Raw genomic sequence first — 13,954 nt, 5'->3', positions numbered from 1 at the left:
CGAGCGAATCGAACACGACATGAAACAAGGAGGAAGACGATGATTCAACTGACCCGCCCGTTGCGCGCACTGGCCGTCGCAAGTGCCCTGCTCGCTTGCGCCGCCCCCACCTACGCGCAGGCCGACAACCCTGTCGGCATGTGGCAGACGATCGACGACAACACGCATCAGCCGAAGGCACTCGTGCAGATCGCCGAGGACGGCGACGGTATGCTGTCCGGCAAGGTCGTCAAGGGCCTCGGCGCCAACGACACGCCCGATCGCCGCTGCACAGCGTGCACGGACGAGCGCAAGGATCAGCTCATCAAAGGCATGACGATCATCAAGGCGATGAAGAAGGACGGCGACCACTGGGACGGCGGCAACATTCTCGACCCGGAAAACGGCAAGGTCTACAAGTGCAAGATGTCGCTGGCAGACGGCGGCCAGAAGCTCGTCGTGCGCGGCTACGTCGGCGTATCGCTGCTCGGCCGGTCGCAGACCTGGGTTCGCGCACAATAACGCGACGCGCGTCGATACGCGCGACGCAATGAAAAATCGGCCTGCGATGTAGTCAGGCCGATTTTGTTTGGGTGCGTGCGTGAATGAAACCGGGCGACATCACGCAGCGTGCTTCAGCGTATCCGACGCATAACTGCCCGGTGCACGATACACCGGCGCCGCGGCACCCCGCGCCTCTGCCGCCTTCGATTGCGTGTGCTTGCGCATCCGCGTGGACAGTTCGTTGCACAGATTCACGCCTGCGTCGCCATACAGCTCACGCATCACCTGCATCAACGTGCCGGTCTCGTGCCAGACCTTGAAGCGGCGATGGCATGTCTGATATGAAGGGTAACGACGCGGCATCGCGGACCAGGTCGCGCCGCTATAGATGACCCATAGAACGCCGTTCAGGACGGCGCGCGTGTTGGCCAACGGCCGGCCGCGCAACTCGGTGCGCGGCTGCATTTCGGGCAGAAGCGGCACGACGCAGTGCCACTCGTGGTCGGTCAGATCGCGATACGGTGTCATGGATATCTCCAGCCTTAGGAACCATGACACAACGATATCGGCCGACTTCAACGATGAATATAAGACAAGTCCGAAAATACCTGGGGATCGCGATAATTTGACCGGAATTGACGTTTAAAGCCCGTCATTTATCGAAAACTACGCTCAGGTCAGCGAAGTATCGACGATGCGACGCGGCGTTTCAATGTATTCCTTCGACTGCATCTCGACGATCCGCGACACCGTGCGCGCGAACTCGTTCGCCATCGGCCCTTCGACGTACAACTGCTCCGCCGGCACCGCCGCCGACATCAGCAGCTTGACCTTGTGGTCGTACAGCACGTCGATGAGCCACGTGAAGCGCCGCGCCTCCGATGCCATGCGCGGCGACATCTGCGGCACTTCGGACAGCACGATCGCGTGAAAACGGCTCGCCAGCTCGAGATAGTCGTTCTGCGAACGCGGGCCGCCGCAGAGCGTCGCGAAATCGAACCAGACGACCCCGTCGGCCTTGCGCAACGCCTTCAGCTCGCGCTTCTCGATATGCAGGATCGGGCTTTCGTCGGGCACTGCGGCGAGCTTCGCGAATGCATGACGCAGTTCACGATCGGCGTCCGCGCCGAGCGGCGTGTGATACATCCGCACCTGCGCGAGCGTGCGCTGGCGATAGTCGACGCCCGCGTCGACGTTCAGCACGTCGAGCTTTTCCTTGATCAGCGCGATCGCCGGCAGCATGCGGTCGCGATGCAGGCCATCGGGATACAGGTCGTCAGGATCGTAGTTGGACGTCATCACGAACTGCACGCCGTTGTTGAACAGGCGATCGAGCAGCCGGTACAGGATCATCGCGTCCGCGATGTCCGATACGTGGAATTCGTCGAAGCAGATCAGCCGGTAGCGCTTCGCGATGCGTCGCGCGAGTTCGTCGAGCGGATCGGCCTGCCCTTTCAGCTCCTCGAGTTCGCGGTGCACTTCACGCATGAATTCGTGGAAGTGCAGGCGCGTCTTGCGCTGCACGGGCACCACCGCGTAGAAGCTGTCCATCAGGAAGCTCTTGCCGCGGCCGACGCCGCCCCACATGTAGACACCACGCGGCAGGTCCGGATGATTGATGAGCTTCTTGAACGCGTTCGAGCGGCGCGCCTTGTAGTCGACCCACTCGTCGAAGCAGTGCTGCAGGCGGTCGACGGCCGCGCGCTGGGCGGGATCGGACTGATAGCCGCGCGTGGTCAATTCGCGCGTGTAGTATTCGGTGACGTTCATCGGGCAAACCGGAAAAAACGAAGGCGAGCGGGAAACTCCCGCCCGCCTTCGTCATGAGACGGCCGCACCGGCCAAGGGCCGGCCGCCGCTATACCGCACTCAGCTGTTCAGCGAGCGCTTGTCGACGGCGAGCGCCGCTTCGCGCATCACTTCCGACATCGACGGGTGCGGATGGCAGATGCGTGCGATGTCTTCCGACGCCGCCTTGAACTCCATCGCCACCACGGCTTCGGCGATCAGGTCCGACGCGTTCGCCGCGATCACGTGCACGCCGAGCAGTTCGTCGGTCTTCGCGTCCGCGATCATCTTCACGAAACCGTCCGGCGCGTTCATGCCGAGCGCGCGACCGTTGATCGAGAACGGGAACTTGCCCGACTTGATCTCGCGGCCTTCGGCCTTCAACTGCTGCTCCGTCTTGCCGACCCAGGCGATTTCCGGGTACGTGTAGATCACCCACGGAATGCAGTTGTAGTCGATGTGCGGCTTCTGGCCGTCGATCACTTCCGCGACCAGCACACCTTCGTCTTCCGCCTTGTGCGCGAGCATCGGGCCGCGCACCACGTCGCCGATCGCGTAGACGTTCGGCACGGCCGTACGGCAGTGGTCGTCCACGTCGATGAAGCCGCGCTCGTTCGCCTTCAGGCCGATTGCCTCGAGGCCGAGGTTGTCGGTGTTCGGCACGCGGCCGACCGACACGATCAGGCGGTCGGCGTCGAGCGTCTGCGCGTTGCCGTCCTTGTCCGTGTAGGCGATCGACACGCCGCTCGCGGTCGTCTTCACGTCACCGATCTTCACGCCGAGTTGGATGTCGAGGCCTTGCTTCTTGAACAGCTTGGCCGCTTCCTTCGCGAGCGCTTCGTCGGCCGCGCCGAGGAACGCCGGCAGCGCTTCGAGCACCGTCACTTCGGCACCCAGGCGACGCCACACCGAGCCGAGCTCGAGGCCGATCACGCCCGCGCCGATCACGGCGAGCTTCTTCGGCACCGACTCGAACGTCAGCGCACCTTCGTTGTCCGACACGATCTTGTTGTCGACCGGGACGTTCGGCAGGTGACGCGCCTTCGAGCCCGTCGCGATGATCACGTTCTTCGCGGTGACGACTTCGGTTTCACCTTCGCCGCTCACTTCGATCTGCACGCCGGCGTCGGTCTTGCCGGTGAACTTGCCATGGCCCTTCAGCCAGGTGATCTTGTTCTTCTTGAACAGGAACTCGATCCCGCTCGTCATCTTCTCGACGATCGCGTCCTTGCGGCCGAGCATCTTCGCGACGTCGATCTTCACGCCGTCGACCGTGATGCCGTGGTCGGCCAGGTGATGCGACGTGTTCTCGAACTCTTCCGACGACGCGAGCAGCGCCTTCGACGGAATGCAGCCGACGTTCAGGCAGGTGCCGCCGAGCTTCAGCGCGCCGGCCGGGTTCTTCCACTTCTCGATACAGGCAACGGTCTTGCCGAGCTGCGCAGCGCGAATCGCGGCGATGTAGCCACCGGGGCCGGCGCCGATCACGACGACGTCAAATTCCTTGGACATGACAATCCTTTCTACTTGTACGTCCGCACGCTCGCGCGGTGGCGCGAGCGTGCGGAGCGGGTCAATGCAGTGAGACTCGGCTTACAGATCGAGCAGCAGGCGTGCCGGATCTTCCAGCGCGTCCTTCATCGCGACGAGCGACAGCACGGCTTCGCGGCCGTCGATGATCCGATGGTCGTACGACAGCGCCAGGTAGTTGATCGGACGGATCACGATCTGGCCGTTTTCGACAACCGGGCGCTCCTTCGTCGCGTGCACGCCGAGGATGGCCGACTGCGGCGGGTTGATGATCGGGGTCGACAGCATCGAGCCGAACACGCCGCCGTTAGAGATCGAGAACGTACCGCCCGTCATTTCCTCGATCGACAGCTTGCCGTCCTTCGCCTTCTGACCGAATTCGGCAATCTTCTTCTCGATCTCGGCGAGGCTCAGTTGATCCGCATTGCGCAGGATCGGCACGACCAGGCCGCGCGGCGAACCGACCGCGATACCGATGTCGAAGTAGCCGTGATAGACGATGTCGTTACCGTCGATCGACGCGTTCACCAGCGGGAACTTCTTCAGCGCGTGCACAGCCGCCTTCACGAAGAACGACATGAAGCCGAGCTTCACGCCATGTTCCTTCTCGAACTTGTCCTTGTACTTGTTACGCAGTTCCATGACCGGAGCCATGTTCACTTCGTTGAACGTCGTCAGGATCGCGTTGGTCTGCTGCGACTCGAGCAGACGCTCGGCGATGCGCGCACGCAGGCGCGACATCGGCACGCGCTGTTCCGGACGGTCGTTCAGCCACGTCGCTGCCGACGCCGGCACCTTCACTTCCGGCAGCGCCGGCTTCGCAGCGGCGGTCTTCGCCGGTGCGGCGGCCGGAGCGGCCTTCGGTGCGCTGCCAGCTGCGAGCGCGTCGCCCTTCGTGACGCGGCCATCGCGGCCCGAACCTGCAACGTCGCCTGCCGACAGGCCCTTCTCGGCCAGCAGCTTCGACGCGGCCGGCGATGCGGCAGCCGAGCTCGATGCGATAGCGGCAGCCGGCTGGGCTGCCGGTGCGGCTGCGGCAGGTGCTGCCGCCGGCTTCACTTCTGCGGCGCCTGCCGCGGCTTCGGCAGCACCTGCCTTCGCTTCGGTGTCGATCGTCGCGATGATCTGGTCGGCAACGACCGTGTCACCGTCGTTCTGCAGCACTTGCGCGAGCACGCCCGCGGCCGGTGCCGGCACTTCGAGCACGACCTTGTCGGTCTCGAGTTCGATCAGGATTTCGTCCTGCGCGACTGCTTCGCCCGGCTTCTTCTTCCACTGCAGCATGGTGGCTTCCGACACCGACTCCGAAAGCTGGGGGACTTTGACTTCTACGATAGCCATGTGATTTTCCTGGATGCTTAATCTGGGTAATGACGAGGTTCGTGCGATTCCTTCGGCCGAAGCGGCGCGCGACGCGCCCGGCGGGCCAAAAGAGACGGGAAAGCGCCGCGCGCCTTCCCGTTTCGCTTCCGTCGGTTATTTCGCGATCGATGCGCTCTTCAGGCGGCCGAACGCACCTTCGATCAGTGCCTTCTGCTGCTCGTAGTGCTTCGCGTAGTAGCCAACCGCCGGCGAGGCCGAAGCCGGACGGCCGCTGTATGCCAGCTTCTGCCCTTCCTTCATGCCTTCCTTCAGGTGGTGCTCGACGTAGAACCAGGGGCCCTGGTTCTGCGGCTCGTCCTGCACCCAGACCACTTCAGTCGCGTTCTCGTACTTCTTCATTTCGGCTTCGAACTGCTTGTGCGCGAACGGATACAGCTGCTCGATACGGATGATCGCGACGTCGTTCGCCTTCGCTTCGCGGCGATGTGCGACGAGGTCGTAATACACGCGGCCCGAGCATGCCAGCACGCGCTTGACCTTCTTCGCGTCGATGCCGCCGTCGGTTTCGCCCAGCACCGGCTGGAACGAACCCTTCGCGAGTTCCGACAGATCCGACACCGCTTCCTTGTGGCGCAGCAGCGACTTCGGCGTGGCGACGATCAGCGGCTTGCGGAACAGACGGATCATCTGGCGACGCAGCAGGTGGAAAATCTGCGCCGGCGTCGTCGGCTGAACGACCTGCATGTTGTGATCGGCACACAGTTGCAGGAAACGCTCGATACGGGTCGACGAGTGTTCCGGACCCTGGCCTTCGTAGCCGTGCGGCAGCAGCATCGTCAGGCCCGACACGCGGCCCCACTTCACTTCACCCGACGAAATGAACTGGTCGATCACGACCTGCGCACCGTTGACGAAGTCGCCGAACTGGGCTTCCCACAGCACGAGCGTGTTCGGCTCGGCGGTCGAGTAACCGTATTCGAAGCCCAGCACCGCTTCTTCCGACAGCACCGAGTCGATCACCGTGAACTTCGCCTGACCTTCGGCGATGTTCTGCAGCGGCACGTACGTGCCGTCGTTCCAGCGCTCGCGGTTCTGGTCGTGCAGCACCGCGTGACGGTGCGTGAACGTACCGCGGCCCGAGTCCTGGCCCGTCAGGCGCACCGAGTAGCCCGATGCGACGAGCGACGCGAATGCGAGGTGTTCGCCCATGCCCCAGTCGAGCGGCTGGTCGCCGCGCGCCATGTTGCGGCGGTCGTTGATCACGCGCTCGACGAGCGGGTGAACCTTGAAGTTTTCCGGGACCGTCGTGATGCGTTCGCCGAGGCGCTTCAGTTCGGCGAGCGGCACGGCCGTATCGGCTGCGTCCGTCCACTTGCGGTTCAGGAACGGAACCCAGTCGACCGCGTACTTGCTCTTGTAGTTCGACAGGACCGGATCGACGGTGTGGTGGCCGTCGTCCATCGCCTTGCGGTACGCCTTCACGTAGTTGTCGGCGTCTTCCGCGGTGATCACGCCCTGCTGCACGAGCTTCTCGGCGTACAGCGCACGGGTGCCCGGGTGCTGCGCGATCTTCTTGTACATCAGCGGCTGCGTGACGGCCGGCGTGTCCTGCTCGTTGTGACCCAGCTTGCGGAAGCAGACGATGTCGATCACGACATCCTTGTGGAACTGCATCCGGTAGTCGATCGCGATCTGGATCGCGAGCACGACGGCTTCCGGATCATCGCCGTTCACGTGCAGCACCGGCGCCTCGATCATCTTGACCACGTCGGTACAGTACAGCGTCGAGCGCGCGTCGCGCGGGTCGGACGTCGTGAAGCCGATCTGGTTGTTGATGACGATGTGCAGCGTGCCGTGCGTGCCGTAACCGCGCGTCTGCGCGAGGTTCAGCGTTTCCATCACGACGCCCTGGCCGGCGAAGGCCGCGTCGCCGTGGATCTGCACCGGCAGCACCTGCAGGCCGTCTTCGTCGCCGCGACGGTCCATCCGCGCCTTCGCGGAACCTTCGACCACCGGGTTCACGATTTCGAGGTGCGACGGGTTGAACGCGAGCGACAGGTGGACCGGGCCGCCTTCGGTCGACACGTCCGACGAGAAGCCCTTGTGATACTTCACGTCGCCGGCCGGCAGGTCGTCGACGTGCTTGCCTTCGAATTCGGCGAACAGGTCGGCCGGCATCTTGCCCAGCGTGTTGACCAGCACGTTCAGACGGCCGCGGTGCGCCATGCCGATGATGATTTCCTGCACGCCGCTCTTGCCTGCGTGCTGGACGACTTCGTCCATCGCCGCGATGAAGCTTTCGCCGCCTTCGAGCGAGAAGCGCTTCTGGCCGACGTACTTGGTGTGCAGATAGCGCTCGAGGCCTTCCGCTGCCGTCAGGCGATTCAGGATGTGCTTCTTCTTGTCGACCGAGAAGGCCGGCGTCGCGCGGGTCGATTCCAGGCGCTCCTGCCACCAGCGCTTCTGCTCCGGATCGCTGATGTACATGAACTCGGCGCCGATCGTGCCGCAGTACGTGTCACGCAGGCCCTTGACGATGTCGCGCAGCGAAGCCTGGTCGAAACCGAAATACAGGTTGCTTGCGCTGTAGGTCTGGTCGAGGTCGCCTTCGGAGAAGTCGTAGAACGCGGGTTCGAGCTCGGGAATGGCGGGACGTTCGCGACGCTTCAGCGGATCCAGATTGGCCCATTGCGAGCCGAGGAAGCGATAGGCGCTGATGAGGGACTGGACGTGGACCTGCTTGCGCGCGGTCGCCAGATTGCTGGTGCTTTCGCGCGGGATGAAGGCATTGGCCTTCGCACGCTCGGCGAACGATTCGACGATCGGAAAATGAGCGACGTCATTGGCGGTCGAGCCGTCGGTTGCAGGCACGTTCTGCAGCGCGTCGAAATACTCTCGCCAGTTCTCCGGCACCGATGCCGGATTGTTGAGGTATGCATCGTACAGTTCTTCAACGTACGAAGCATTGCCGCCGAACAGATAGGAGTTCAGCTGAAACTGCTTCATTACATCTGACATTTTACGCTCACCTTTCTTCGAGCTTCTCGAGAAATAGCGGGTTGCTCAACCTTCCGCGACACGGCCTGACCGTTTAGCGGATTGCGAATCAAGTCTTGCTTGGAAGGACCTAAAACTTGCGTGCGCGCAGCATATCACAGAACCGATACCGAAGTTCACGGCGAGATGCGCCCGGAAGGGCCGTACGACGGGGTTTTGCCCGATTGCCACGACACCGGGGAACAGTGTTTTGCAACCGCTCCGGTTGCACCTCGCGAGAATGCAAAAAAGGCCGCCCGAAGGCAGCCTTTTTCGTCATGCACGGGAACGATCGATGCTTAGTCGACCGCGCCTTCGCGGCTCGCGCGGCGACGCTCGTGCTCCTTCAGGAAGCGCTTGCGCAGGCGAATCGACTGCGGCGTCACTTCGACGAGCTCGTCGTCGTCGATGAATTCGACCGCGTATTCGAGCGACATCTGGACCGGCGGCACGAGACGCACGGCTTCGTCGGTACCCGACGCACGCACGTTGGTCAGCTGCTTGCCCTTGATCGGGTTCACGACGAGGTCGTTGTCGCGGCTGTGGATGCCGATGATCATGCCCTCATACAGCGCGTCGCCCGGCTTCACGAACATGCGGCCGCGATCCTGCAGCTTCCACAGTGCGTATGCCACTGCCGCGCCGTCGTCCTGCGAGATCAGCACGCCGTTGCGGCGCTCGAAGACCGAGCCGTCCTTGACCGGTGCGTACGAGTCGAAGATGTGGCTCATCAGGCCCGTGCCGCGCGTGAGCGTCAGGAATTCGCTCTGGAAGCCGATCAGGCCACGCGCCGAGATCTTGTATTCCAGACGCGTGCGGCCGCGGCCGTCCGACGCCATGTCGAGCATTTCGCCCTTGCGGCGGCCGAGCTCTTCCATCACGCCGCCCTGGTGCTCGTCCTCGACGTCGACGGTCAGCAGCTCATACGGCTCGTGGCGCACGCCGTCGATTTCCTGCATCACGACGCGCGGACGCGACACGGCCAGCTCATAGCCTTCACGGCGCATGTTTTCGACGAGAATCGTCAGGTGCAGTTCGCCGCGGCCCGACACTTCGAACACCGTTTCGTCGCCCGTGTCCTTCACGCGCAGCGCGACGTTGTGGTTCAGTTCCTTCATCAGGCGATCGCGGATCTGGCGGCTCGTGACGAACTTGCCTTCGCGGCCGGCCAGCGGCGACGAGTTGACGAGGAAGTTCATCGTCAGCGTCGGCTCGTCGACGGTGATCATCGGCAGCGCTTCCGGCGTATCCACCGCGCAGATCGTCGCGCCGATGCCGACATCTTCAATACCGTTGATCAGCACGATGTCGCCTGCTTCGGCCGAGTCGACCTGCACGCGCTCGAGGCCCGTGAACGACAGCACCTGGTTGATCTTGCGGTTCAGCACATCGCCTTCCGGGCCGAAGCGCATCGCGACCGGCTGACCCGGCTTGATGCGGCCGCGCGTGATGCGGCCGACGCCGATCCGGCCGACGTACGTCGAATAGTCGAGCGACGTAATTTGCAGCTGCAGCGGCGCGTCCGGATCGGCCGGACGGACCGGCACGTGCTGGAGGACCGCCTCGAACAGCGGGCGCATGTCGCCCTCGCGCGCGGCCGGGTCGAGCGACGCATAGCCGTTCAGGCCCGATGCGTAGACGATCGGGAAGTCGAGCTGCTCTTCGGTCGCGCCCAGCTTGTCGAACAGGTCGAAGGTCTGGTTGATGACCCAGTCGATCCGCGCACCCGGACGATCGATCTTGTTGACGATGACGATCGGCTTCAGGCCGAGCGCGAGCGCCTTCTTCGTGACGAAGCGGGTCTGCGGCATCGGGCCTTCGACCGCGTCGACGAGCAGCAGCACCGAGTCGACCATCGACAGCACGCGCTCCACCTCGCCGCCGAAGTCCGCGTGCCCCGGCGTGTCGACGATGTTGATGTGCGTGCCTTCGTATTCGACCGCGCAGTTCTTCGCGAGAATCGTGATCCCGCGCTCTTTTTCGATGTCGTTCGAGTCCATCACCCGTTCGGCAATCTGCTGGTTCTCGCGGAAGGTGCCGGACTGGCGGAGCAGTTGGTCGACGAGCGTGGTCTTGCCGTGGTCGACGTGGGCGATGATGGCGATATTGCGAAGGGCGCGGGTCATAGAAACCTGGAAATCGTTGAACGCGCAAACGCGCACGCTCGTCAGTCCGTGGGACACGTGCGCGCGCGTTGCAGCTTGGAAACCACAAATTATAGCACGTGAGCGTGGCGGCAGCCGGACTCTTCGTTGCAGCGCAACAAACCACCCGCCCCTGCGGCTGCCCCGCCCCGGGTCGACGGGCCGGCGGCACGCCGAAGACCCTGACGCCGACAAGGGGATTTTGGGGCGCGGAGCGCGCCCTCGTCCGTTCGATTAACATTTGCCGCGGCAAGCAATTGTGCCTATACTGCTGCCTAGTCAACTATTGCAGCTTCAGGGTTTTATGTCGGATTCTCCTTCCCAACCGCCTGTTTCGCCGCTGTCCTCCTATCAGATGAACGACAGCGTCGGTTATCTGATGTCGCGTGTGAAATCGGTGATGACCAACCTCGTCACGCAGCGCACGCAGGAAGAGCTCGGCATCACCGGCACGCAGGCGAGCATGCTGTTCATGATCGCAGTCGGCAGATGCTCGACGGCCGCCGAGCTCGCGCGGGAATACGGGATCGACGCGAGCGCGGTCACGCGCCTGCTCGATCGCGTCGAGAAGCGCGGGCTGCTGTCCCGCGTGCGCAGCATCGAGGATCGGCGGGTCGTGCGGCTCGAGCTGACCGACGAAGGCCGGGCGCTTGCCGAGCGGCTGCCGCCGGTGTTCCGCAGCGTGCTCGACGAGCTGCTGGGCGGATTTACGCCGGAAGAAGTCGGGTTCCTCAAGAGCATGCTGCGCCGCATTCTCAGCAACTATTGCGAGAACGCCGGCGGTAGCGCCCCGCAATAGTTGCCATAACAATTACTTTTGACAGATTAATGTAAGGAAATCCTTGCAGTGTCCATCATTCATTCCGAGTCAGGGAACAGCGCGATGAAACCCTCCCCGTTGTCCATGCGCGCCGGGTCGTGCCGCGCCGCCGTCGCCGCCGCGGTTGCCGCGCTGGCGCTGGCGGGCTGCGCAAACTACATCGGCATCAAGAGCGACAAGCAGATCGCTCCCGCGTCGCAATTCGACACCACCCAGAGCCTGCCGGCCCAGGGCGGCCAGTGGCCGGCGCTCGACTGGGCCAACCAGTTCGGCGATCCGCAGCTGCCGAAGTTGATCGACGAAGCGCTCGAGGGCAGCCCGTCGATCGCGCAGGCGCAGGCGCGCATCGCGAAAGCATCGTCGTACATCGAATCGTCGCGCTCGAACCTGATGCCGAAGGCCGAAGCCAGCTACTCGTGGACGCGCGAGCTGTATTCGTCGAACGCGCTGTTCCCGCCGCCGTACGGCGGCCAGTGGTACAGCGAGAACAACGCGCTCGCGAGCGCGTCGTGGGATCTCGACCTGTGGGGCAAGAATCGCGAGCGCCTGCACACGGCCGTGTCGCAGGAAAAGGCCGCGGAAGCCGACATGCAGCAGGCGCGCATCACGCTCGCGGCATCGGTCGCCCGCACCTACAACTCGCTCGCGCAACTCTATGCGCTGCGCGACATCGCGCAACGCGAGATCACCAACCGCCAGACGGTCGGCAAGATCACCGACGGCCGCGTGTCGGCCGGCCTCGACACCAACGTCGAACGCCAGACCGCGCGCGGCAATATCGCGACGACCCAGGCGTCGCTGTCCGACCTCGACGGCCAGATCACGACCGTGCGCTACCAGCTCGCCGCGCTGCTCGGCAAGGGTCCGGACCGCGGGCTTCAGATCGCCGCGCCGGTGATGAGCCCGGCCGGCGACGTCGCGCTGCCCGGCAACCTGCCGGCCGACCTCGTGTCGCGCCGCCCCGACATCGTCGCCGCGCGCTGGCAGGTCGAGGCCGCGATGCACGACGTGAAGGAAGCGAAGGCCGAATTCTTCCCGGACGTGAACCTCGCGGCCGGCTTCGGCTTCGATGCGTTCGGCTGGGGCAAATTCCTGAATTTCGCGAGCCGCCAGGCGCAGTTCGGTCCGGCCATCCACCTGCCGATCTTCGATGCCGGCGCGTTGCGCGCGCAGCTCAAGGGCCGCTATGCGGACTTCGACCTGTCGGTCGCGAACTACAACCAGACGCTGATCAACGCGCTGAACGACGTCGCGACGCAGGTCGCGTCGATCCGCGCGGTCGATCGCCAGATGGACGACGCGCAGCGTGCGCTCGACGCGTCGACGCGTGCATACGATCTCGCCGTGATCCGCTACAAGGCCGGCCTGTCGCCCCAGCTCCAGGTGCTGACCGCGGACAGCAACCGCCTCGCATCGGAACAGACGGTGACCAACCTGAAGATGCGCCGGCGCGACATGCAGCTCGCGCTGATCAAGGCGCTCGGCGGCGGGTTCGACGCGACCGGCACGCGGCTCGCCGCGCCCGACGCCGACAAGCCGACGAAACAGGCCGCCAACTGATCCGGCGCCACCACTACGCAGACACTCGAAATAACGGACGGAGAAAATCGCCATGAGCGACCCTCAACAAAACGCCGCCAGCGCACAGCCGCAGAACAACGGGAAGCGCAAACGGATGATGACGCTGCTGATCGCGGTCATCGTGATCGCGGCCATCGCGTACGGCCTGTACTACTTCCTCGTCGCGCGCTTCCATGAAGAGACCGACGACGCGTACGTGAACGGCAACGTCGTGCAGATCACGCCGCAGATCACGGGTACCGTGATCGCCGTGAAGGCCGACGATACGCAGACGGTCAAGGCCGGCGACCCGCTGGTCGTGCTCGATCCGGCCGACTCGCAGGTCGCGCTGCAGCAGGCCGAGGCCAACCTCGCGCAGACGGTGCGCCAGGTCCGCGGCCTGTTCGTCAACGACGATCAATACCGTGCGCAAGTCGCGCTGCGCCAGTCCGACCTGTCGAAGGCGCAGGACGACCTGCGCCGCCGGGTGGCCGTCGCGCAGACGGGCGCCGTGTCGCAGGAAGAAATCTCCCACGCTCGCGACGCGGTGCGCGCCGCCCAGGCGTCGGTCGACGCGGCGCAACAGCAGCTCGCATCGAACCGCGCGCTGACCGCGAACACGACGATCGCGTCGCACCCGAACGTGATGGCTGCCGCGGCGAAGGTGCGCGACGCGTACCTCGCGAACGCGCGTAACGTGCTGCCCGCGCCGGTCACCGGCTATGTCGCGAAGCGCTCGGTGCAGGTCGGCCAGCGCGTGTCGCCGGGCAACCCGCTGATGTCGGTCGTGCCGCTCAATGCGGTGTGGGTCGACGCGAACTTCAAGGAAGTCCAGCTCAAGCACATGCGCATCGGCCAGCCGGTCGAGCTGACGGCCGACATCTACGGCTCGTCGGCGGTCTACCACGGCAAGGTCGTCGGCTTCTCGGCCGGGACGGGTTCGGCGTTCTCGCTGCTGCCGGCGCAGAACGCGACGGGCAACTGGATCAAGGTCGTGCAGCGCCTGCCGGTGCGTATCGAGATCGATCCGAAGGAGCTCGAGAAGCACCCGCTGCGTATCGGCCTGTCGATGCAGGTCGACGTCAACATCAAGGACGAGCGCGGCGACCAGCTCGCCAACGCGCAGAACACCGTCTACGAGACCAACGTGTTCGCGAAGTACGGCGATGAAGCCGACGCCGAGATCGCACGCATCATCGCCGAGAACGCGGGCGGCAACGCGCCGGCGCCGGCCGCCGCGAAGGCGAGCGGCGCCGCCAAGATGATGTAA

At 64.3% G+C, this 13,954-nt stretch carries 10 protein-coding genes; 4 read left to right on the top strand and 6 right to left on the bottom strand.

What is annotated here, in order from left to right; translation table 11 throughout:
• The first annotated feature begins 39 nt into the window (after window positions 1-39).
• Window positions 40-501, top strand: a complete 462-nt coding sequence (locus tag ACP26O_RS07605) for a DUF2147 domain-containing protein (RefSeq protein ID WP_175665109.1) — start codon at window positions 40-42, stop codon at window positions 499-501.
• Window positions 502-600: 99 nt separating this feature from the next.
• On the opposite strand, the gene ACP26O_RS07600 is transcribed toward ACP26O_RS07605, so the two are convergent.
• From ACP26O_RS07600 to typA, 6 genes are all read right to left on the bottom strand, one after another.
• The gene (locus tag ACP26O_RS07600; protein WP_006752277.1) at window positions 601-1,011 is read right to left on the bottom strand and encodes a transposase; all 411 of its coding nucleotides are present in this window, start codon (window positions 1,009-1,011) and stop codon (window positions 601-603) included.
• A 144-nt stretch (window positions 1,012-1,155) separates the two neighbouring features.
• Complete coding sequence (gene zapE, locus ACP26O_RS07595; RefSeq protein ID WP_006752278.1) at window positions 1,156-2,253, bottom strand: cell division protein ZapE; 1,098 nt, start codon at window positions 2,251-2,253, stop codon at window positions 1,156-1,158.
• A 99-nt stretch (window positions 2,254-2,352) separates the two neighbouring features.
• Complete coding sequence (lpdA, locus tag ACP26O_RS07590) at window positions 2,353-3,783, bottom strand: dihydrolipoyl dehydrogenase (RefSeq protein ID WP_175665108.1); 1,431 nt, start codon at window positions 3,781-3,783, stop codon at window positions 2,353-2,355.
• Between the two features lie 81 nt (window positions 3,784-3,864).
• Window positions 3,865-5,142 (bottom strand): 2-oxoglutarate dehydrogenase complex dihydrolipoyllysine-residue succinyltransferase, encoded by a 1,278-nt coding sequence (gene odhB / locus ACP26O_RS07585; protein ID WP_175665107.1) that lies wholly within the window; start codon window positions 5,140-5,142, stop codon window positions 3,865-3,867.
• Window positions 5,143-5,277: 135 nt separating this feature from the next.
• The gene (locus tag ACP26O_RS07580) at window positions 5,278-8,142 is read right to left on the bottom strand and encodes a 2-oxoglutarate dehydrogenase E1 component (protein ID WP_006752281.1); all 2,865 of its coding nucleotides are present in this window, start codon (window positions 8,140-8,142) and stop codon (window positions 5,278-5,280) included.
• Window positions 8,143-8,459: 317 nt separating this feature from the next.
• A complete protein-coding gene (gene typA / locus ACP26O_RS07575; protein ID WP_006752282.1) occupies window positions 8,460-10,286 on the bottom strand; it encodes a translational GTPase TypA in 1,827 nt (608 codons plus the stop codon).
• A 322-nt stretch (window positions 10,287-10,608) separates the two neighbouring features.
• On the opposite strand from typA, the gene ACP26O_RS07570 reads away from it, so the two are divergent.
• The 3 genes from ACP26O_RS07570 to ACP26O_RS07560 all read left to right on the top strand — a co-directional run bounded on the left by ACP26O_RS07570 (window position 10,609) and on the right by ACP26O_RS07560 (window position 13,954).
• A complete protein-coding gene (locus ACP26O_RS07570) occupies window positions 10,609-11,103 on the top strand; it encodes a MarR family winged helix-turn-helix transcriptional regulator (protein ID WP_105834276.1) in 495 nt (164 codons plus the stop codon).
• A gap of 84 nt (window positions 11,104-11,187) precedes the next feature.
• Window positions 11,188-12,684, top strand: a complete 1,497-nt coding sequence (locus ACP26O_RS07565; protein ID WP_175665106.1) for an efflux transporter outer membrane subunit — start codon at window positions 11,188-11,190, stop codon at window positions 12,682-12,684.
• Window positions 12,685-12,736: 52 nt separating this feature from the next.
• Window positions 12,737-13,954: an efflux RND transporter periplasmic adaptor subunit gene (locus tag ACP26O_RS07560; RefSeq protein ID WP_012363744.1), complete on the top strand. Its 1,218-nt coding sequence runs from the start codon at window positions 12,737-12,739 to the stop codon at window positions 13,952-13,954.

The organism is Burkholderia sp. R-40 (assembly GCF_049942845.1).
Taxonomy (GTDB): domain Bacteria; phylum Pseudomonadota; class Gammaproteobacteria; order Burkholderiales; family Burkholderiaceae; genus Burkholderia; species Burkholderia ambifaria.
The sequence above is the reverse complement of the archived record's forward strand: the minus strand, read 5'-3'. Positions and strand labels throughout refer to the sequence as shown.

What these genes read in the sequence shown, in the direction of transcription:
- typA (WP_006752282.1), bottom strand. Translation starts at nt 10,286, where the DNA reads ATGACCCGCGCCCTTCGCAATATCGCCATCATCGCCCACGTCGACCAC.
- ACP26O_RS07560 (WP_012363744.1), top strand. Translation starts at nt 12,737, where the DNA reads ATGAGCGACCCTCAACAAAACGCCGCCAGCGCACAGCCGCAGAACAAC.
- ACP26O_RS07570 (WP_105834276.1), top strand. Translation starts at nt 10,609, where the DNA reads ATGTCGGATTCTCCTTCCCAACCGCCTGTTTCGCCGCTGTCCTCCTAT.
- zapE (WP_006752278.1), bottom strand. Translation starts at nt 2,253, where the DNA reads ATGAACGTCACCGAATACTACACGCGCGAATTGACCACGCGCGGCTAT.
- ACP26O_RS07605 (WP_175665109.1), top strand. Translation starts at nt 40, where the DNA reads ATGATTCAACTGACCCGCCCGTTGCGCGCACTGGCCGTCGCAAGTGCC.
- ACP26O_RS07600 (WP_006752277.1), bottom strand. Translation starts at nt 1,011, where the DNA reads ATGACACCGTATCGCGATCTGACCGACCACGAGTGGCACTGCGTCGTG.
- lpdA (WP_175665108.1), bottom strand. Translation starts at nt 3,783, where the DNA reads ATGTCCAAGGAATTTGACGTCGTCGTGATCGGCGCCGGCCCCGGTGGC.
- ACP26O_RS07565 (WP_175665106.1), top strand. Translation starts at nt 11,188, where the DNA reads ATGAAACCCTCCCCGTTGTCCATGCGCGCCGGGTCGTGCCGCGCCGCC.
- odhB (WP_175665107.1), bottom strand. Translation starts at nt 5,142, where the DNA reads ATGGCTATCGTAGAAGTCAAAGTCCCCCAGCTTTCGGAGTCGGTGTCG.
- ACP26O_RS07580 (WP_006752281.1), bottom strand. Translation starts at nt 8,142, where the DNA reads ATGTCAGATGTAATGAAGCAGTTTCAGCTGAACTCCTATCTGTTCGGC.